Below are 18,850 nucleotides of genomic sequence, written 5' to 3' on the forward strand. Positions count from 1 at the left end.
ATGTACGCCCCGGTCGCATGGACGATCCGGCCCGCCACGGCCGGCGATGCCGACGCGCTCGCGCTGGTCGGCGCGGCGACGTTCCTCGACACCTATGCCGGGGCGATCGACGGCGCCGGGCTGATCGCGCATTGCCGGGAGCATCATAGTGCCGCGGCCTACCACAGCCTACTCGCAGCCGGCGCGAAAGCCTGGCTGGTGGAACTCGCGCCGGGTGGCTCGCCGATCGGTTATGCTCTTGCCTGCTCGCCGGAGTTGGAACAGGCGCGCACCGGGGACTGGGAGCTCAAGCGCATCTACGTGCTGTCGCGCTTCCACGGCACCGGCATCTCCGCCGCGCTTCTCGACACGGTGATCGCCGCTGCTGACGGCCATGAACGCCTGCTGCTCGGCGTCAAGAACGACAACGCCCGCGCGCTGCGCTTCTACCGCAAGCATGGCTTCACCGAAGTCGGCACGCGCACCTTCCAAGTCGGCGCGGACCGGTACGACGATTTCGTGCTGGCTCGCTCCCTGATCCTCGAAACATCGGACACCTGATGACCACGCCTGCCACGCCCACTTCCGCCCGTTTCGTCAACATCGGCGAGCGCACCAACGTCACCGGCTCGGCGAAGTTCAAGAAGCTGATCATGGCGGGCGACTACCCCGCCGCCGTCGAAGTCGCGCGCAGCCAGGTCGAGAATGGCGCGCAGGTGATCGACGTCAACATGGACGAGGGCCTGCTCGACGCCGTCCACGCGATGACCACCTACCTCAAGCTGATCGCCGCCGAGCCCGACATCGCCCGCGTGCCCGTGATGGTCGACAGCTCGAAGTGGGAGGTGATCGAGGCCGGCCTCAAGTGCGTATCGGGCAAGCCGATCGTCAACTCGATCAGCATGAAGGAAGGCGAAGCGCCGTTCCTGGAGTCCGCGCGAAAGTGCATGGATTACGGCGCAGCGGTAGTCGTCATGGCTTTCGACGAAACCGGCCAGGCCGACACCAAGGCGCGCAAGATCGAGATCTGCGAGCGCGCCTACAAGCTGCTCACCGGCATCGGTTTTCCGCCCGAAGACATCATCTTCGACCCCAACGTCTTCGCGGTCGCCACCGGCATCGAGGAGCACAACAACTACGGCGTCGACTTCATCGAAGCGGTCAAGGTGATCCGCGAGCGCTGCCCGCATGTCCACTTCTCCGGCGGGTTGTCGAACCTGTCGTTCTCGTTCCGCGGCAACGAACCGGTGCGCCGGGCGATGCACTCGATCTTCCTCTACCATGCGATCCCCGCCGGGCTCGATATGGCGATCGTCAATGCCGGCCAGCTCGACGTCTACGACCAGATCGACCCTGAACTGCGCGAGGCTTGCGAGGACGTGATCCTCAACCGTCCGGCGCGTTCGCCCAACGAGACCCCGACCGAACGCCTCGTCACCCTGGCCGAGAAGTTTCGCGGCACCGACGCGGTGGCCGAAAAACAGGCCGAGGAATGGCGCGGGTGGGAAGTCACCAAGCGGATCGAACATGCGCTGGTGCGTGGCATCGACGCCTATGTGGTCGATGATACCGAGGAAGCCCGCGCCGCGATTTTCGCGCGCGGCGGTCGCCCGATCGAGGTCATCGAAGGCCCGCTGATGGACGGCATGAACGTCGTCGGCGACCTGTTCGGATCGGGCAAGATGTTCCTGCCGCAAGTGGTCAAGTCCGCGCGCGTGATGAAGAAGGCGGTCGCCCACCTGATCCCGTTCATCGAGGCGGAGAAGCTGCCCGGCGCCAAGGCCAAGGGCCGTATCATCATGGCAACCGTCAAGGGCGACGTCCACGATATCGGCAAGAACATCGTCGGCGTGGTCCTGCAGTGCAACGGCTACGAAGTCATCGACCTCGGCGTCATGGTACCGTGGTCGAAGATACTGGAAGCCGCCAACGAAAACGACGCCGATATCATCGGCCTCTCCGGCCTGATCACCCCCTCGCTCGATGAGATGGTGACCGTGGCCGAGGAGATGCAGCGTTCGGAGATGACGATCCCGCTGCTGATCGGCGGCGCCACCACCAGCAAGGTCCACACCGCGCTGCGCATAGACGTGGCTTACAAGGGCCCGGTGATCCACGTCCTCGACGCCAGCCGCGCGGTCGGCGTCGCCTCCCAACTGCTGTCCGACACCCAGCGCGACGATTTCGTCTCGAATACCGCGATCGACTATGGCCGCGTCCGTGAAGCGCGTGAGGGCAAGGGCCAGAGTGAACTGCTCTCGCTTGCCGATGCGCGCGCCAACGCGTTCACCGCCGACATGGCGATGAAGCCGCCCACGCCCGCGCAGCCCGGCGTGCACGTATTCAAGGACTGGGATCTGGCCGATCTGGTCGAGATCTTCGACTGGACGCCGTTCTTCCGCGCCTGGGAACTCGCCGGCACTTACCCGGCGATCCTCACCGACGACGTCGTCGGCGAAAGCGCGACCGGCCTGTTCGCCGATGCCCAGGCGATGCTGAAAAGGATCGTCGATGAGAAGTGGCTGACCGCCAAGGGCGTCTGCGGCTTCTGGCATTGCCACCGCCAGGGCGACGACGTGGTTCTGGAAGACGGCACCCGTCTGCCCTTCCTGCGCCAGCAGTTCAAGAAGTCGCGCGGACGGGCCAACTTCTGCCTGGCCGACTTCATCGATCCCGCCGGCGACTGGCTCGGCGGTTTCGCCGTCGGCATCCACGGCATCGAGCCGCATCTCGCGGGCTTCCAGGCGGTGCACGACGACTATTCCGACATCCTGCTCAAGGCATTGGCAGACCGCTTTGCCGAGGCCTTCGCAGAGCGCCTTCACCAGCATGTGCGCACGACGCTCTGGGGCTATGCGCCCGGCGAACAGCTGACCAACCACGCGCTGATTCGCGAGGAATACCGCGGCATCCGCCCGGCGCCCGGCTACCCCGCGTGCCCGGACCACTCGCTCAAGCCGATCCTGTTCGACTTGCTCAAGGCGCAGGAAAATGCCGGCATCATCCTGACCGAAAGCCAGGCGATGCTGCCGACCTCGGCGGTGTCCGGCTTCTACTTCGCCCACCCGGAGAGCCAGTACTTCGGCGTCGCTCGCGTCGGCCGCGATCAGGTGGAGGACTATGCCCAGCGGCGTGGTGTCGAACTGCCCGTGGCCGAGCGCTGGCTGCGCCCGAACCTCGACTGATGGACGAGGCGAAGGCGACCATCGTCAGCCGCGAAGTCGTGTTCCAGGGCTGGTACACGTTCTATCGGCTGATGGTGAAAATGCCCGACGGTATCGTCACCGATCGCGAGCTGTTGCATCGCGGATCGGCCTGCGCGGTATTGCCCTTCGATCCGGTGCGGCGCGTTGCCATGCTGATCACCCAGCCGCGACCCGGCGCGCTGTTCCATGGCCTGCCCAGCCCGTATGAAGCCATCGCCGGCGCTCTCGACGGCGCCGCCCCCGCCATCCGCATCGTGGCCGAGGCGATGGAGGAAGGCGGCGTTCGTCTGGGTGAAATCATCCCGGTGACGAACGCATGGTCGATGATCGCGGTATCGACCGAGCGCATCCAGCTCTATCTCGCCGAATACACCGCTGCCGATCGCATCGGCAGCGGTGGCGGCAATGCAAGCGAGCACGAGAACATCGTCGTCCACGAGATCGGCCTCGACACGCTGCGCGACCTTGTGCTGGCGGGCGAGCTGACCGATGCCAAGACGCTCATCCTCGCCCAAGCGCTGCTGCTGCGCCGGCCAGAGCTGTGGCGCTAGGCCGGAGAAGCGATCAGGCGCCGGGACGTCCCGCCAGCTTTTCGGCAGCAGTCCAGAACGCATCGACGAAGGCAGGATCATCGACCAGCGGGTTGGGGTTACGCGGCTTACGCTCGAACCAGTAGCCTCCACTCGAATGCCCCGGCTCCTCCGCGCTGGCCAGCCACACCACGGTGTCCGCACCCTGCGCGTTGGTCAGCTTCGGTGCGTCGCCGTACGCCGCCTGCACGCTGTCCGGCGTATGCGAGAAGAAGTTGCTGCCCACGGTGCCCGGATGCACCGAATGCGCCACGATTCCATCATCGCCCACCCGGCTGGCCAGCGCGCGCGCATGAAGCACATTCGCCAGCTTGCCCGTGCAATAGGCCGCGCCGTGGCTCCAGTTCCGCAGGTTCTGCAGATCGTCGAGATCGATCGCGGGAATCATCTCGCTGCCATCGGATGCGGTGTTGACGATCCGTACCGTACCGGCCGGCGCGTCGGCCGCAGCCTTGCGCAGCAGCGGCAGCAGGCGCGCGGTGAGCACGAACGGTCCGATGAAGTTTGCCGCGAAATTGGCTTCAAAGCCTTCGCTCGTCATGATCTGCTCGCGCGCCATACCGCCCGCATTGTTCACCAGCACGTCGACGTGCTCCACCCTGGCGGCGATCTCGTCGGCAAGGCGATCGACCTCGGCGATCGACGACAGGTCGCAGCGCAGCATCTCCACGTCGCCCGACTTCTGAAGCTCGGCGGCGGCGGCGGCGCAGCGTTCCGGATCACGACCCACCCCGATCACGCGCATGCCTTGTCCGGCCAGCGCGCGCGCCGTCTCCAGGCCGATGCCCGAACTCGCCCCTGTCACGACCGCCACGCGTTTGTGCGATGCCATTGTCTCGTCTCCCGAATGGTTGTGCGTGTTTCATTTGGAATTTGTGGCGACAAGGCAAGGATCTCCCCCACTTTCCCGCGATTCATCGGTTTGGCGGTTTTCACCGCAGGCTCGGCTCTGCCATAAGGCTAGCGTGAATGAAGACGACTGGCCTTTCGAAACGACGTTTCGCGGCGACGACGATGACATGGTCGAAAGCCATGATTTCCCGGTCGACTGGAGCCCTGCCCCGCGCCCGACCGCCGATGAGGTCGGGCGTGCGTTGCACGACACCTTCGGCTTTCCCGGTTTTCGCGGCGTGCAGGATCAGGTCGTCGACCGCGTTCTGGATGGCCGATCGACCCTGGCGGTGATGCCGACGGGCGCGGGCAAGTCGCTGACCTACCAGTTGCCCGCCGTGATGCTGCGCGGCACCTGCGTCGTGGTCTCGCCGCTGATCGCGCTGATGCACGATCAATTGCGCAGCGCCACCGCCAACGGCATCCGTGCCGCGACGCTGACCAGCGCCGATGCCGACCGCGACGTCACCATAAACCGCTTCCGCAATGGCGATCTCGACCTGCTTTATGTGGCGCCCGAACGGGCGAGCCAGGCGCATTTTCGCGAACTGCTGTCACGCGCGCCGGTCTCGCTGTTCGCTATCGACGAGGCGCACTGCGTATCGGAGTGGGGCCACGATTTCCGGCCAGATTACCGCCTGCTGCGCCCGCTGCTCGACAGCTATCCCAATGTGCCGCGCCTCGCGCTGACCGCGACCGCCGACGCGCACACCCGCGCCGATATCCTGGCACAGCTCGGCATTCCGGAGGACGGCCTGATCGTCGCCGGATTCGACCGGCCCAACATCCGCTACGCCATCCGCCCGCGCGACAACCTGCAGCGTCAACTCAAGGCGCTGCTGGACGAGCATGCCGGGCCCGGCATCGTCTATGCGCCGACACGCGCGAAGGTCGAGCAGCTTGCCCAGCAGCTGAGCGCCGGGGGCCGACGCGTCTTGCCGTATCACGCCGGGCTCGATCCCGCGGTCCGCGCACGCAACCAGGCCGCGTTCGTCGCCAGCGAAGACATGGTGATGGTCGCCACCGTCGCGTTCGGAATGGGTATCGACAAGCCCGACGTCCGCTTCGTCGCCCACGCCGGTATCCCCAAGTCGATCGAAGCCTACTACCAGGAGACCGGCCGCGCCGGGCGCGACGGCGACCCCTCGGTGGCGGTGATGCTATGGGGCGCGGAGGACTTCGCCCGCGCCCGCCAGCGCCTTGGCGAAGTGGAAGAACACCGCCGCGCGTCGGAGCGCCAGCGGCTCGACTCGCTGGCTGCGCTGGTCGAAACCGCGCAATGTCGCCGCGCGATCCTGCTTCGCCATTTCGGGGAGGATCCACCCGCGAAGTGCGGCAATTGCGACAATTGTCTCGAACCCGCCGGCATCACCGACCTGACGATGCTGGCGCGCAAGCTGCTCTCGGCAGTGTTTCGCACCGGACAAAGCTTCGGCCTGGGCCATCTCGAGAAAGTGCTGACCGGGCAGAACGACGATCGCGTGCTGCAGCGGGGGCACGATCAGCTATCGGTTTTCGGGATCGTCGATAGCGACGAGGCACCGCTGCTGAAACCGGTCGCGCGAGCGCTGCAGGCACGCGGTAGCCTGGTGCCGACCGAACATGGCGGCCTGGCGCTTGGCGGCAACGCGCGCGAGATCCTCAAGGGTGAAGCGGCCGTCGAGATCGTCGTTCCGCCCAAGCCAGAGCGTCGGCGCAAGCAGCGCGACGGCGCCGAACCCAATCCCGTCGGCGATCCGTTGTTCGAGGCATTGCGCAATGTCCGCCGGGAACTCGCCAAGCAGCAAGGCGTACCGCCCTACGTCATCTTCCACGACGCAACGCTGCGGGAGATGGCCGCGACGCGACCCGCGTCGTTGAGTGAGCTTGGCAAGGTTTCCGGCGTCGGCGCGCGCAAGCTGGAGGCATACGGCGAGGCTTTCCTCACCGCGCTGCGTGGGAGCTGACGCCACCTGAGCCGCAGCCTGCCGGTTCTTGAGCGGGTGCGGGTCTGATCTGGCGCCACATCGTGGGCGTGCGTAAATCCCCGTGTAGTGCACCAGTGGTAGATAGCGGGACATAACTTGGTCCCTCCTGCCCCATCATTGCATCGGCAAGTACCAGGGTGGCGCCGGTCAATCCCAGGGCACATAGACAAAGAGCAAAAGCTTTTATCTCCAGGCGTTCAATCGTGACGAACGGATGAGAACACGCACCCGCACGACGGGCGAGGCCATCGTACGGTCCGCCATCACGGTCGCCGGCGATTCTATTCCTTCGTCAGGAATCTGGCCGGCTTGGACAGCAGCATCGGTAAGTCCGGAGAGGAGATCCGCGATTCGCGGCCATTGCCATGGATCAGCACGACCCGGCCCATGCCCGGCGTCGCGACCACGGCGGTGACCGTATCGACCCAGCCATGCAGCAGGTCCTTGAGCTCTGCCAGAGCGACCTCGTTGGTTGTCGCATCGCCCGCAGCCTCCAGTTCGGCCTCAAGCTCGAGGATACGGCTGGTCGCCTCGTCGATGCGCCCCTTGGATCCAGGTTCGGACGTATCGGTCTGCTTCGTCATCTGCGGTCCTTCGTGTGCCTTCTGCCCGAACTGGGAAACGCAGCAGCCGACCGCAAGCTGCCGGGGCAAACAATCGCCGCGACGCTGCATGCAATCGGCGGTGACAGACAACGGAACGGGTTTGCGATTCACCGTAGGCCATTGTCGTGGGTTTGCTAGCGGCGGTTGTACGGGGAGTTTGCATGGCCACGATCGCCGAGTCGCCGCTGGAGCCCAGTTCATCCGCAACGTGATCCTCACGGCAGCTTGGAAACGCCTCGAGAGCCGCGCGGGCGATGGTGCCAGCGCCTCACGACCGTGCGCGCGAAAGCGCCCGCGCCCCTATCGCCGCACCGACACCCGCGACGGCCAGCCACGCGCCCAGCGGCAACTTCTGTGCCTGAACCGTCAGGCTGCTTCGTCGCATGGCGAGATCCTGGTCGGTGCAGACGGCTCCGTCCTGGCGCGGCTCGTAGAGGTTGTCGCGAACGGCAGGGTCGTCGAAATCCCCCGCCCGTTGCTGCATCCGCTTTCCGACAACCTTCATGACGCGATCTGTCATGCGAGGCGCCATACGACCGATCAGGGATGCGCCAAGCCCGCCGGAGCCGACATAGAGCGTGCGCCGCGGCGTGCTGCAGGCGAACAGGATGGCGTCCGCCACGACATCCGGATGGTAGAGGGGCGGCGGGATGCGCGGAGGCACGGCCATGTAGTTGCGCGCATGCTGGGGGTAGGGCGTGCCGCAGCTGCCGGGCTTCAGCAGCGTCACGGAAATACCCGCGCCCTCGCGTTCCAGTTCCATGCGCAGGGTATCGGTCAACGCCTGAACCGCATGCTTGGTCGCCGAATAGGGCCCCTGCTCCACGATCGTGCGATCACCCAGGATCGATCCCACGTTGACGATCGCACCGCCGCCCCGCGCTCGCAGATGGCGAGCGGCGACAACCGACCCATGGAGCATGCCGAAGTAGTTCACATCGAATACCCGCCTGTGGTCGGCAAGCGGAACCTCTTCCAGGGCGCCATAGATACCGACGGCGGCATTGTTCACCCAGCTATCGAACCCGCCGAAAGCCTGCTGCGCCTGCGCGGCGATCATCTCGACATCCGCGGGAGAGGCCATATCAGCCTCAACAGCCAGCGCGCGACCGCCATGGGAGACGATGTCACACGCGATTGCCTGCAGCGCATCGTGGTTACGGGCAACCAGCACCACTGCGGCGCCCCGTCGCGCTGCCATACGGGCGGCGGCCAAGCCGTTGCCGCTGGATGCGCCGGTGATCACGACCACCTGCTCGGCCAGCGGCTTCAGTTTTGTCCGCATGATGCGTGAAGACCGGTATGGCTTATTGATAGCCGCCTTCTTCCTCACGCTCCTCTGCCGCTTCCTTTTGCGCTTCTTCCAGATCCTTGCCGTCCTGATCGGACTGGGGACCGGTGTCCTTTTTGGGATCTTCGTTGTCGAGGGTGGTGTCGGGCATCACTTCGATCCTTCTGCTATGCGAAATAAACAGCGTGGGATTAGCGGCGTTCCTGCCCTCATGGGCCATCGTGACGAAGTGAGCCGGCCACCGGATCGAATGCGGCGCAGGGGATCGCGCTTCAGGCGGCGGCGAGCACGTCGGGCTCGTTTCCGACACGAAGACGACGATGGATCTGCTCCTCGGTCAGCCCGTAATCGGCGATATCGTAGCGATGGTTGTGCAGCTTGCGATGTCGGCGTTTGCGCATGAACTTCGCCATCGCGCCTTCAGCGTCTTCGGTCAGCGGGTGCCCCAAGACGGTGTAAACCTTGCGCATCTGCGCCCGCCAGTCGGCGTGCATGTTACCGAACGCCACGTCGACGCACGGCGCGTCATACCTGTCGCGGGTTTGTGCGACGCGTTGCTGACGCAAGGCGACCTTGCGCAGCCACTCCTGCCCGACCCAGCCGCGATCGACGCGGTCGGATTGAACGCTCATCTGGTTGTACACCAGCGAAGCCGAAGACCCGACGACACGAACCGGATCGCGATCGAGCACCACCAGCCGCGCGTCGGGAAACGTATCGAGCACCGCGCCGAGATCCTGGGAAAACTGCGGCAGTTTCAGGATCCAGGGCTTATCCGTGCGATCTCTGCGCTGCCACCGGATGGTCTGCAGATGGCGCTTGAACTCGGCATAGACAGGTCGGCTATCCGTCATCTCGCAATGGCGCACGAAGCTGGGGATGCGCCACTGGGCTTCGAACGCGGCCCCATAGAGCGCGATGTTGTGCAGCCCGATCTCCTCGTCCGCCTGATCGTAGCGAACGGGATGGATCACGCCGAACTTGGGGTTGAGGCCATGTGCCACGCGCAGCGCCAGCCAACCGCGCAGGCGCCTGTCGTCCAGGGGCAGGCGCGGCCAGCGCGGCACCGGGTTCCAGCTTTCGAAAAAGCGCGTGAACGTGAAATTGCGATCGCATGCCAGCAAGCGCTGCATCCGTGTGCTGCCGCTGCGCATCTGGCCCACGACGATGATCGGCGCGGTGATGCTGACTGTATCGATCGCCGGATTGTCCCGCCACAGCGCATGGGCGCGCTGGCGAGCCGACAACGCCGCCACCAGTTGCCCGTAGGCGACCGTGGTACCCAGGGCATTGAGCCGGGCCTCGTCGTGCAAGGCGGCACACAGTCTGTCGAGCCGTCCGCGCCAGCCATCGTCGGCACCGAAATCGGTCAGCCCCGTCACCCCGCGCGCCGCCGCCATCAGAGCGGAGGGTTCCAGTCGCGGCCGCTCGAACCAGCCGCGCATCCACGCGTCTTCCAACGCATTGTTGACCCAGCCCACGCGATCACCGGGATTGTTGCGAGGCAAGCTCAAATAAGGGTCGTTGCGCGCAAACGTGGTAGCCATGGCAAGCAAACCCGCGAGTCGAAGCAAAGTGCCGTGTCGGCAGGATAATTTGCCGGGCGATCAAGCTAATCATCCCGGGCCGATTGCCGGCGCCCTGCCGTAGAAAGGTTGCTTGCGCCTGCCGCGCGAAGGCCCATCTTTACCTTCATGGATGACGACCTGACCTTTCTGGGCCTGATCGACGAGGACGAGATCGTCCTTGACGAAGGCGCCCTCACCCTAGCCCTGCTCGACCACCCCGATACGGACGAGGCGCCCTATCGCGACCTGCTCGAAGCGATTGCCGAGCGATTGGAGACGACCGGCGCTGATGCGCAAAGCGCGCACGAGCAGGCCGAGGCGCTCGCCGACGTGCTGGCGGGCGACTTCGGGTTCGGCGGCGATCGCGATACCTATGACGATCCCGCCAACGCCGACCTGATCCGAGTCATCGATCGGCGGCGCGGCCTGCCCGTCAGCCTCTCGATCCTCTACGTTGCCGCTGCCAGACGCATGGGCTGGGAGGCCAACGTGCTCGACGTGCCGGGCCATGTGCTCGTGCTAGTCGGCGCCGAGACCGATCCTGTCATGATCGACCCTTTCCGCGGTGGACAGGCGGTGGGCCGCACCGAACTGGCGGCGCTGCTGCAGGCCATGACACCGGGACGGGTAGAGGCGGTCAGCCATATCGCAGCGATGCCCAACCGGGCGGTACTGATACGGCTGTTGATGAACCAGGCGACGCGGGCGGAGGCCAATGGCAAGGGGCGGCGCGCCCTGAGTCTGTACCAGCGGATGACCGTGATGGCACCGCTCTACGGTCATGCCTGGTGGGAGCGCGCCCGGCTCGAACTGGTCGATGGCGACTATGACGCGGCTCGCACCAGCCTGGCGGCGATGCTGGAGATCACGCGCGACCCGCAACTGCGCGCGCGCGTTTCCGAGATCCTGACATCACTGCCACGAGGCTAGGCACAGTGTCGATCTTGGTGCCTGCGGCGTGAAGACGGTTTCGTTTCCCGACGGCACGACCGTTCCCGCGCTGGGTCAGGGCACTTGGATGATGGGCGAAAATCCGACTGTCCGCGCGCAAGAGGTCGCCGCTCTGCAACTGGGGCTCGACCTTGGCATGACGTTGATCGACACGGCGGAAATGTATGGCGAAGGCGCGGCCGAGAGCCTCGTGGGCGAGGCGATGGCAGGGCGCCGCGACGAGGTGTTCCTGGTGAGCAAGGCTTACCCACAGAACGCCTCCTCACGGCGCCTGCCGCAATCGTGCGAGGCGAGCCTGCGCCGTATGGGCACCGATCGCATCGACCTCTATCTGCTGCATTGGCGCGGCGGCATTCCGCTGGTCGAGACGGTCGAGGCAATGGAGCGGCTGGTCGCCTCGGGCAAGATCGTGCGCTGGGGTGTCAGCAATCTCGACATCGGCGACATGGCAGAACTGATCGCTGCGGGGGGCGACGCCTGCGCGACCGACCAGATTCTGTTCAACCTGACTCGGCGAGGCCCCGAATTGGATCTCATCCCCTGGCTGGCAAAGCGCTCGATGCCGGTGATGGCTTATAGCCCGATCGAACAGGGCCGGCTGCTAGCGCATGACGGTTTGCAGAAGCTGGCTAGAAACAAAGGCGTGACCGCGGCGCAACTGGCGCTCGCGTGGCTGCTGGCCCAGAACGGCATCATCACCATCCCGAAATCCGGCACGCCGTCGCATGTCAGGGACAACCATGCGTCTCTCGATCTTGCCCTGAGCCCCGACGATACCGCTGAACTGGAGCGAATCTTCCCGCGCCCGCCCTGCGCCGTGCCATTGGACATGCTCTAGCGTATGTCGCGAGTAGCCTGACGCATCGATCGTCTTGAAAGATCAGGCCTCGATCGAGGCACCAATCTTGACAGATCACATGCGGCGGTGCTTGCCGCCGTAACGGGTGCCAATGAATTCGCCGATCTTCGCCATCTCGGCTGCGGCAGCAACGGCGCTGCTGGTACCGCAGCGGAATGGGCCGAGTTCGGGATCCTGAACGCGCGCTTTCACACGTTCGCTCAGATCCTCGATATCGGCCCGACTCAACAGGTTCTTCTCGCGCAGAAGACACAGCAAAGTTTGCAGGATCACCAGGCTCTTATCGCCATTATCGGTGTCGTCGGCACGTAGTGCATCATAGTTGGGCATGACACTCTCCAATTTTTAACGAGTGTATGCCTATTTTTGCACCTTGCAAGGCGTTTACTGCAACCCACCCCCAAGCGAGCGATACAATTCCACGAGATTGCTGATCCGGGCGAGGCGGGTCGTGGCGAGTTGCTGCTGCGCAGCATAGGCAGATCGCTGTGCATCCAGAGATGTCAGGAAGCTGTCGACTCCGGCACGATAGCGAGCCGTGGACAGACGCGCCGCAACTTGCGCTGCCTCCGCACGGCGCGTTTGTGCGTCGAGTTGTTCGCTGATGGTGCCCCGTTGCGCCAATGCGTCAGAAACTTCGCGGAACGCCGTCTGGATCGCGCGCTCGTACGTCGCGATCGCGACCTGTTGCGATGCCTTGGCATATTCGAGGTTGCCGCGATTACGGCCGGCATCGAATATCGGCAGTCCGATCGCGGGAGAGCCGCTGTAGGTATAGCTCCCCGATTTGAACAGATCACCCAGTGCCAGGCCCAACGTGCCGATCGTGCCAGTGAGCGATATCTGCGGAAAGAACGCCGCGCGCGCCGCACCGATATTGGCGTTTTCCGCCATCAGCTGATGTTCGGCCTGCAACACGTCCGGGCGCTTGAGCAGCACCGCCGAGGACAGGTCGGAAGGCAGCGCGTCACGGGTGACGTTGCCGCTGCCCAGCGGGTTCGGCAGTTGGTCGGCAGGAACGGTGGTCCCGACAAGCAGGTTAAGCGCGTTCTGATCTTGCGCGATACGGGTGCGGAATGTCGCGACATCATTGCGCGCACCTTCGTAATTGGTTTCCGCCTGGCGGCTCTCCAGTTCGGACGCGACACCGATGCGGAACTGCTCACGCGTGAGGTTCAGCGTCTGTTCGAACGTCTTGAGCGTTTCCTGCGCGATGCGCAGTTGCTCCTGGTCCGATGCCATCGTCGCCCAGGCGGTGCCGATCTCGGCGATCAGGCTGATACGGGCGGTTCTCGCCGCCTCCTCGCTGGCGAAATACTGTTCCTGCGCTGCGCGGCTGAGGTTGCGCAACCGCCCGAACAGATCGAGTTCGAAGGCCGAAAAACCAACCGTCGCCTGATAGATCGAGATATCTGTCGATCCCGTACCGGCGCCGACCCCGCCCACGCCGCCAGCGCCCACTCCACCGGCGCCGCCGCCTGCACCCAGCGGACTGTTGGTGTACGAGGCCGTCCCGTTCGCGGTAATGCTGGGAAGCTGGTCGGCGCGCTGCACGCGATACTGCGCACGGGCCTGCAGCACGTTGGCCGCCGCGATGCGCAAGTCACGGTTGTTGGTAAGGCCCGTCTCGATGACCGTGACCAGGCGAGGGTCGGTGAAGAAGTCACGCCAGCCCACCAGCGCGATGTCCGCCGGGGCGTCTGGCCGCGCGACCGGATAAGGCCCGCCCTGCGGAAAGCTTTCCGGCGCCGCGCCTACCGGGCGGATATATTTGGGCGCGAGGTTACAACCGCCCAGCAGCGATGCCCCCGCCAGCAGGGCCAGGATCGTTTTGGTCATGCTCAAGTCCCTTGCGAAGCGGGTTCGCCTTCCGGCTCGTCGCGCACCGCCGGCCGCTGGTCGTCATCCTTGCCTTTTCCGAAGAGCCGCAGGACCACCACGAAGAACATCGGCACCAGGAAGATCGCGAAGACCGTGGCGGTGAACATGCCGCCGACCACCGCACGCCCGATGGCGTTCTGGCCGCCAGCGCCGGCGCCGGTCGATATCGCCAGCGGCAGGACGCCGAAAATGAACGCGAGGCTGGTCATCAGGATGGGCCTGAGGCGCAGTCGCGCCGCCTCCATCGCGGCCTCGAACGGTTTCATGCCTCCAAGCACCCGCTCCTCGGCGAATTCGACGATCAGGATCGCGTTCTTGGCCGAGACGCCGATCGTGGTGATGAGACCGACCTGCAGGTAGATATCGTTGTTCAATCCCGTCAGCGCCGCTGCGGCCAAGGCACCGAACACGCCCAGAGGCACCACGAGGATTACCGATATCGGCACCGTCCAGCTTTCATAGAGCGCGGCAAGGCACAGGAACACGATCAACATCGACAGACCGTAAAGGATCGGTGCCTGCCCGCTCGAGAGGTTCTCCTCATAGGAAAGCCCTGCCCATTCCAGCTTGGTGCCGGCCGGCAGTTTGGAATGGATCTCCTCCATCACCTTCATCGCCTCGCCCGAGCTTACACCCGGCGCCGGAGCGCCCTGGATCTGCATCGATGGGCTGCCATTGAAGCGGGTAAGCTGCAGCGGGGCCAGTGCCCACGATAGATCGGAGAAGGCGGCATAAGGCGCCATCTGTCCCTGCTGACCGCGCACATAATAGGAATCGAGATCGCTGGGCTGCAGTCGGAACGGAGCGTCGGCCTGCACGTACACGCGCTTGACGCGTCCACGATCGATGAAATCGTTCACGTAGGATCCACCCCAGGCGGTCGCGATGGTGCTGCTGGCATCACCAAGGTCGATGCCGAGCGTGCGCGCCTTGTCCTGGTCGATATTGACCTTGAGCTGCGGGGCATCGTCGAGGCTCAGCGGACGCACTTGCGCCAGGCGCTTGTCCTGCGCCGCCATCCCCAGCATCTGATTGCGCAAGGCGAGCAGGCGCTCGTGGCCCATGCCGCTGGTATCGACGAGCTGCGCATCGAAGCCGGTGGCATCGCCCAGCTCCTGCACCGCCGGGGGGATCAGCGCGAAGATCGTCGCATCCTTGAACCCGGGCAGAGACTTGTTCGCGCGCGCGACCACGGCCTGCGCCCGGTTTTCGGACCCATCGCGCTTGTCGAAGTCCTTCAGCTTGACGAAGGCGATGCCGGCATTCTGGCCTTGCCCCGAAAAACTGAAGCCGTTCAGCGTGAAGGCGGAATCGACCGCCGGATCCTTGCTGAGCTTCTCGCGAACACGGTCGAGCGCCAGTTCGGTCCGCGCGGCCGTCGCGCCCGAAGGCGCCTGCACCACCACGAACAGCGACCCCTGATCCTCGTCGGGCAGGAAGCCGGTCGGCAATCGCCAGAACATGAAGGCCATGCCCGCCACGATGACGAGATAGATGATCATCGAGCGCTTCCAGCCGCGTGCGACGCGTACGACGCCCCGCCCGTAGGATTCGGTCCCGCGATCGAAGCGATCGTTGAACCAGCGGAAGAAGCGCGCGACCAGGCCCGTGCCTTCGCTCTTCGACGGATCGTGCGGCTTGAGGATAGTCGCACACAGCGCCGGGGTGAGGATCAGCGCGACCAGCACCGACAAGACCATGGCGGCGACGATCGTCAGCGAGAACTGGCGGTAGATCACACCGGTCGATCCGCCGAAGAACGCCATCGGCAAGAACACCGCCGACAGCACCAGGCCGATGCCGATCAAGGCGCCGCTGATTTCGTCCATCGATTTGCGGGCGGCGTCCCTCGGACTGAGGCCTTCGGTTGTGATCAGCCGCTCGACGTTTTCGACGACGACGATCGCGTCATCGACCAGCAGACCGATCGCCAGAACCATGCCGAACAAGGTCAACGTGTTGATCGAATAACCGGCCAGTTGCATCACCGCGAACGTACCCAGCAGCACGACCGGAACCGCGATCGTCGGGATCAGCGTCGCACGCCAGTTCTGCAGGAACACGAACATCACGACGAACACGAGCACCACGGCCTCGACGAGGGTGTGGATCACCTGCTCGACCGAGAGCCGGACAAACGGCGTGGAGTCGTAAGGATAGACGACCTTGACGTCCGGGGGGAACGACTTGGAAAGCTCCTTCACCTGCGCCTTGACCGCGTCGACGGTGTCGAGCGCATTGGCGCCAGGGGCAAGGTTGATACCGAAACCGGTGGCGAGCTTGCCGTTGTATTTCAGATCGAAGCCGTAGGTTTCCGAGCCCAATTCGACCCGGGCCACATCCGACAAGCGCACGATCGCGCCATTGGCGGTGCTCTTGAGGCGAATGGCACCGAACTGCTCGGGAGTCTGCAAACGCGACTGCACCGAGACCGTCGCGTTCAGCATCTGCTCGCGCGGAGAAGGCTGCGCGCCGAGCTGACCCGCCGAAACCTGCGCGTTCTGCTGTTGCAGCGCCGCGGTGACGTCCCCGATCGTGAGCTGATAATTGTTCAGCTTCGTGGGATCGACCCAGACCCGCATGGCGTATTGCGAACCGAACGCCTGCGTCTCACCGACGCCGGTGATGCGGCTGATGGGATCCAGCACGCGCGATGCCACCATGTCGGCCAGATCGCCGCCGGTATGGCTGCCGTCTTCGGAATAGAGGCCCACGACCAGCAGGAAACTGGACGAGGATTTCGCGACCCGGATGCCCTGCTGCTGCACCTCCTGTGGAAGCAGCGGCGTGGCCGCCTGCAGCTTGTTCTGCACCTGCACTTGCGCGATATCGGGATCCGTACCCTGGTCGAACGTCAGAGTGACCGTGGCTTGCCCTGCCGACGACGAGCTGGAATCGAAATAGCGTAAGTTGTCGATACCTTTGAGCTGCTGCTCGATGATCTGGGTGGTGGTATTTTCCAGCGTCTGCGCGTCCGCGCCGGGATAGATCGCGTTGATCGTCACCGTGGGCGAGGCGATCGCCGGGAACTGCGCGACCGGCAAAGTGCGGATGGCGAGGACGCCCGCCAGCATCAGGAGAATGGCGATGACCCATGCGAAGATGGGTCGGTCGATAAAATAGCGTGCCATCGCGGCTTACTTCGCTCCGGCTTTGGTCGCCTGGGCGCCGGCCGGTGCGGGCCGCCAGGGCACTGCACGAACCGTGGCTCCGGGCTTCACCATCTGGCCGCCTTCGATGATCACCCGATCACCGGCCTTGAGCCCAGCCGTGACCAGCCAGTCGGTGCCCACGCTGCGATCGGTGGTCAGCACGCGCTGCGCCGCTTTGTTGTCACGCCCGACGACCATCGCCACCGGTTCGCCGCGCTCGTTGCGGGTCACGGCGCGTTGCGGCACCATCAAGGCATCGCCCTGCACACCTTCGACCAGTTCCGCGCGCACGTACATACCGGGCAGCAGCAGCGATCGCGGATTGGGGAATACCGCCCGGATCGTCTGCGTCCCGGTGGCCGGATCGACGCTCACATCGGCGAACTGCAGCCGGCCTTCCTGCGCATAAAGCGAGCCATCTTCCAGACGCAGCCGTACGCGCGCGGCGTCACCGCCACGCGCAAGCGAACCGGCCAGCACTTGCTGGCGCAGCTTGAGCAGGTCCGCACTGGATTGGGGTACGTCGACATACATCGGATCGAGCCGCTGAATTGTCGTGAGCGCATCGGCCTGCCCGGCCGTGGCCAGGCCCCCGGTCGTGACCAGGCTACGGCCGATACGACCCGAGATCGGCGCCTTGATGGTCGTGCGAGCAAGGTCGATCTCCGCCCCGCGCAAGGTGGCCTGTTGCGCTGCTACGTCCGCGCGCGCCTGCTGGGCGGTGGTGATCGCATTTTCGTAGTCCTGTTTGGCGATCGCGTTGATCCGCACAAGTTCGCCATAGCGACGCTGCAATGCAGCACTCGATGCGATCGAGGCGCGTGCGCGGGCCAGCGCTGCACGCGCGTTTGCGACCTGCTGCACGTACGGCTGTGGGTCGATCCGATACAAAGGCTGGCCGGCGCGAACGAATTCGCCTTCCTGAAACAGGCGTGCAACGATCAGTCCGTTGACCTGCGGCCGCACTTCGGACGTCTCGAACGCCGTGGTCCGTCCGGGTACCACCGTCGTCAGGGTCGCGGATTGCGGCTTGATCTCCACCACCGCGACTTCGGGCGTCGGCGGAGCGGCAGGCGCTTCCTCGCGCGATCCGCATGCCGCAAGCAAGAGCAGCACAAAAGGGGCGGCGCGTTGAAAAGGAGCCATCGATGTTCCGGTAATCGCTATTTGACATGGCGTGAATGATCGTTCACAAAAATGCTGCTACTGCGAACAAGGCGGAGCGTCAAGAGGGCAAGAATGCTGGAGCCGGACGCAAAGGCCCCAACGGGGGGTAGAAGAACGGCAGAGGCACGACGCGAAAGCATCATCGCCGCCGCCCGAACCTTGTTTGCGCAACATGGTTTTCATTCGACCGGCATGGCCGAGATCGCACGCGTCTCTCAGGTGCTGGTCGGGCAGATTTATCGTGACTTCGCGAGCAAGGAAGAGGTCATCGCCGCCATCGTCGAGCGCGATGTCACCGACTTGCTGGACGACCTGCAGATCGCCGACGCCCTCAAGGCCGGACATGCGGATGAACTGACAAACTGGTTGCAGTTGTTCGTCAGCCGACGCGTCGACGACGAAACGCTCCCCCTGCTGGCCGACATCATATCCGAAGCGCGCCGCAACCCGCGCATAGCCGGGATCGTCGCCAGCGCGCACAATCGGCTGCGCTCGCGCCTGGCCGACGCAGTGGCTATCTGGGCGCCCGGCCCCGAAAACACGGAGGCGCGCGAAAATTTGGCCGACATCGTGCTGTCGGCAGCAGGTGCAGTCCAGCACCGGCAGCTCTTCGGATTTCCATCCAGCGATCTGGTCACCAACCGGATGATTGCGCTGGTCGAATCCGAGATCAGCAGCCTGGCATCCACGGCGGGGGGCCAGAGCCTTACAAACCGGTTGCTGCCGTCGGCCTCGATCTGAAG

The 18,850-nt window shown here is 64.8% G+C and carries 16 protein-coding genes; 7 read left to right on the forward strand and 9 right to left on the reverse strand.

The annotated features are described in order from the left end of the window. The 3 genes from ACXJ1Z_RS04070 to ACXJ1Z_RS04080 are packed head-to-tail and all read left to right on the forward strand — an operon-like array spanning position 1 to position 3,736. Positions 1-540 carry a GNAT family N-acetyltransferase gene (locus tag ACXJ1Z_RS04070; RefSeq protein WP_463779729.1) on the forward strand — a complete coding sequence of 180 codons (540 nt, stop codon included), beginning with the start codon at positions 1-3 and terminating at the stop codon, positions 538-540. Continuing rightward, entirely contained in the window at positions 540-3,164 is a 2,625-nt protein-coding gene (gene metH / locus ACXJ1Z_RS04075; RefSeq protein WP_463779730.1) for a methionine synthase, read from the forward strand. The genes ACXJ1Z_RS04070 and metH overlap by 1 nt, the downstream gene beginning before the upstream one ends. Next, complete coding sequence (locus ACXJ1Z_RS04080) at positions 3,164-3,736, forward strand: NUDIX hydrolase (RefSeq protein WP_463779731.1); 573 nt, start codon at positions 3,164-3,166, stop codon at positions 3,734-3,736. The genes metH and ACXJ1Z_RS04080 overlap by 1 nt, the downstream gene beginning before the upstream one ends. Positions 3,737-3,749: 13 nt before the next feature. On the opposite strand, the gene ACXJ1Z_RS04085 is transcribed toward ACXJ1Z_RS04080, so the two are convergent. Next, positions 3,750-4,607 carry an SDR family NAD(P)-dependent oxidoreductase gene (locus tag ACXJ1Z_RS04085; protein ID WP_463779733.1) on the reverse strand — a complete coding sequence of 286 codons (858 nt, stop codon included), beginning with the start codon at positions 4,605-4,607 and terminating at the stop codon, positions 3,750-3,752. A gap of 133 nt (positions 4,608-4,740) precedes the next feature. Here ACXJ1Z_RS04085 and recQ point away from each other — a divergent pair, with 133 nt between their 5' ends. Next, positions 4,741-6,612, forward strand: a complete 1,872-nt coding sequence (recQ, locus tag ACXJ1Z_RS04090) for a DNA helicase RecQ (protein WP_463779734.1) — start codon at positions 4,741-4,743, stop codon at positions 6,610-6,612. A gap of 302 nt (positions 6,613-6,914) precedes the next feature. Here recQ and ACXJ1Z_RS04095 read toward each other — a convergent pair whose 3' ends face one another. From ACXJ1Z_RS04095 to ACXJ1Z_RS04110, 4 genes are all read right to left on the reverse strand, one after another. Further along, a complete protein-coding gene (locus ACXJ1Z_RS04095) occupies positions 6,915-7,217 on the reverse strand; it encodes a hypothetical protein (protein ID WP_463779736.1) in 303 nt (100 codons plus the stop codon). Between the two features lie 289 nt (positions 7,218-7,506). Then, positions 7,507-8,523 carry an SDR family oxidoreductase gene (locus tag ACXJ1Z_RS04100; RefSeq protein WP_463779737.1) on the reverse strand — a complete coding sequence of 339 codons (1,017 nt, stop codon included), beginning with the start codon at positions 8,521-8,523 and terminating at the stop codon, positions 7,507-7,509. Between the two features lie 22 nt (positions 8,524-8,545). After that, positions 8,546-8,680: a hypothetical protein gene (locus ACXJ1Z_RS04105; RefSeq protein WP_463779738.1), complete on the reverse strand. Its 135-nt coding sequence runs from the start codon at positions 8,678-8,680 to the stop codon at positions 8,546-8,548. A gap of 121 nt (positions 8,681-8,801) precedes the next feature. Continuing rightward, positions 8,802-10,076, reverse strand: a complete 1,275-nt coding sequence (locus ACXJ1Z_RS04110; RefSeq protein ID WP_463779740.1) for a sulfotransferase family protein — start codon at positions 10,074-10,076, stop codon at positions 8,802-8,804. Positions 10,077-10,223: 147 nt separating this feature from the next. Between ACXJ1Z_RS04110 and ACXJ1Z_RS04115 the strand changes: the two genes are divergently transcribed. Together ACXJ1Z_RS04115 and ACXJ1Z_RS04120 are read left to right on the forward strand one after the other, a co-directional pair. Next, positions 10,224-11,027 carry a SirB1 family protein gene (locus ACXJ1Z_RS04115; RefSeq protein ID WP_463779741.1) on the forward strand — a complete coding sequence of 268 codons (804 nt, stop codon included), beginning with the start codon at positions 10,224-10,226 and terminating at the stop codon, positions 11,025-11,027. 28 nt (positions 11,028-11,055) lie between these two features. Beyond that, positions 11,056-11,886: an aldo/keto reductase gene (locus ACXJ1Z_RS04120; protein WP_463779743.1), complete on the forward strand. Its 831-nt coding sequence runs from the start codon at positions 11,056-11,058 to the stop codon at positions 11,884-11,886. A 75-nt stretch (positions 11,887-11,961) separates the two neighbouring features. Here the strand turns inward: ACXJ1Z_RS04120 and ACXJ1Z_RS04125 are convergent, their stop codons facing one another. From ACXJ1Z_RS04125 to ACXJ1Z_RS04140, 4 genes are read right to left on the reverse strand one after another with little or no spacing between them, the layout of a single operon-like run. After that, positions 11,962-12,237 carry a hypothetical protein gene (locus ACXJ1Z_RS04125; protein ID WP_463779745.1) on the reverse strand — a complete coding sequence of 92 codons (276 nt, stop codon included), beginning with the start codon at positions 12,235-12,237 and terminating at the stop codon, positions 11,962-11,964. A 54-nt stretch (positions 12,238-12,291) separates the two neighbouring features. Then, positions 12,292-13,746: an efflux transporter outer membrane subunit gene (locus ACXJ1Z_RS04130; RefSeq protein ID WP_463779746.1), complete on the reverse strand. Its 1,455-nt coding sequence runs from the start codon at positions 13,744-13,746 to the stop codon at positions 12,292-12,294. A gap of 2 nt (positions 13,747-13,748) precedes the next feature. Then, positions 13,749-16,919 carry an efflux RND transporter permease subunit gene (locus ACXJ1Z_RS04135; protein WP_463779747.1) on the reverse strand — a complete coding sequence of 1,057 codons (3,171 nt, stop codon included), beginning with the start codon at positions 16,917-16,919 and terminating at the stop codon, positions 13,749-13,751. Between the two features lie 6 nt (positions 16,920-16,925). Then, positions 16,926-18,086: an efflux RND transporter periplasmic adaptor subunit gene (locus ACXJ1Z_RS04140; protein ID WP_463779748.1), complete on the reverse strand. Its 1,161-nt coding sequence runs from the start codon at positions 18,084-18,086 to the stop codon at positions 16,926-16,928. A 93-nt stretch (positions 18,087-18,179) separates the two neighbouring features. Here ACXJ1Z_RS04140 and ACXJ1Z_RS04145 point away from each other — a divergent pair, with 93 nt between their 5' ends. After that, positions 18,180-18,848, forward strand: coding sequence for a TetR/AcrR family transcriptional regulator (locus ACXJ1Z_RS04145; protein ID WP_463779749.1), 669 nt, complete (start codon positions 18,180-18,182; stop codon positions 18,846-18,848). Positions 18,849-18,850: the final 2 nt, after the last annotated feature.

The sequence above is a fragment of the Novosphingobium sp. TK46 genome (assembly GCF_055361525.1).

What these genes read in the sequence shown, in the direction of transcription:
- ACXJ1Z_RS04070 (WP_463779729.1), top strand. Translation starts at nt 1, where the DNA reads ATGTACGCCCCGGTCGCATGGACGATCCGGCCCGCCACGGCCGGCGAT.
- metH (WP_463779730.1), top strand. Translation starts at nt 540, where the DNA reads ATGACCACGCCTGCCACGCCCACTTCCGCCCGTTTCGTCAACATCGGC.
- ACXJ1Z_RS04080 (WP_463779731.1), top strand. Translation starts at nt 3,164, where the DNA reads ATGGACGAGGCGAAGGCGACCATCGTCAGCCGCGAAGTCGTGTTCCAG.
- ACXJ1Z_RS04085 (WP_463779733.1), bottom strand. Translation starts at nt 4,607, where the DNA reads ATGGCATCGCACAAACGCGTGGCGGTCGTGACAGGGGCGAGTTCGGGC.
- ACXJ1Z_RS04095 (WP_463779736.1), bottom strand. Translation starts at nt 7,217, where the DNA reads ATGACGAAGCAGACCGATACGTCCGAACCTGGATCCAAGGGGCGCATC.
- ACXJ1Z_RS04100 (WP_463779737.1), bottom strand. Translation starts at nt 8,523, where the DNA reads ATGCGGACAAAACTGAAGCCGCTGGCCGAGCAGGTGGTCGTGATCACC.
- ACXJ1Z_RS04105 (WP_463779738.1), bottom strand. Translation starts at nt 8,680, where the DNA reads ATGCCCGACACCACCCTCGACAACGAAGATCCCAAAAAGGACACCGGT.
- ACXJ1Z_RS04110 (WP_463779740.1), bottom strand. Translation starts at nt 10,076, where the DNA reads ATGGCTACCACGTTTGCGCGCAACGACCCTTATTTGAGCTTGCCTCGC.
- ACXJ1Z_RS04115 (WP_463779741.1), top strand. Translation starts at nt 10,224, where the DNA reads ATGGATGACGACCTGACCTTTCTGGGCCTGATCGACGAGGACGAGATC.
- ACXJ1Z_RS04125 (WP_463779745.1), bottom strand. Translation starts at nt 12,237, where the DNA reads ATGCCCAACTATGATGCACTACGTGCCGACGACACCGATAATGGCGAT.
- ACXJ1Z_RS04130 (WP_463779746.1), bottom strand. Translation starts at nt 13,746, where the DNA reads ATGACCAAAACGATCCTGGCCCTGCTGGCGGGGGCATCGCTGCTGGGC.
- ACXJ1Z_RS04135 (WP_463779747.1), bottom strand. Translation starts at nt 16,919, where the DNA reads ATGGCACGCTATTTTATCGACCGACCCATCTTCGCATGGGTCATCGCC.
- ACXJ1Z_RS04140 (WP_463779748.1), bottom strand. Translation starts at nt 18,086, where the DNA reads ATGGCTCCTTTTCAACGCGCCGCCCCTTTTGTGCTGCTCTTGCTTGCG.
- ACXJ1Z_RS04145 (WP_463779749.1), top strand. Translation starts at nt 18,180, where the DNA reads ATGCTGGAGCCGGACGCAAAGGCCCCAACGGGGGGTAGAAGAACGGCA.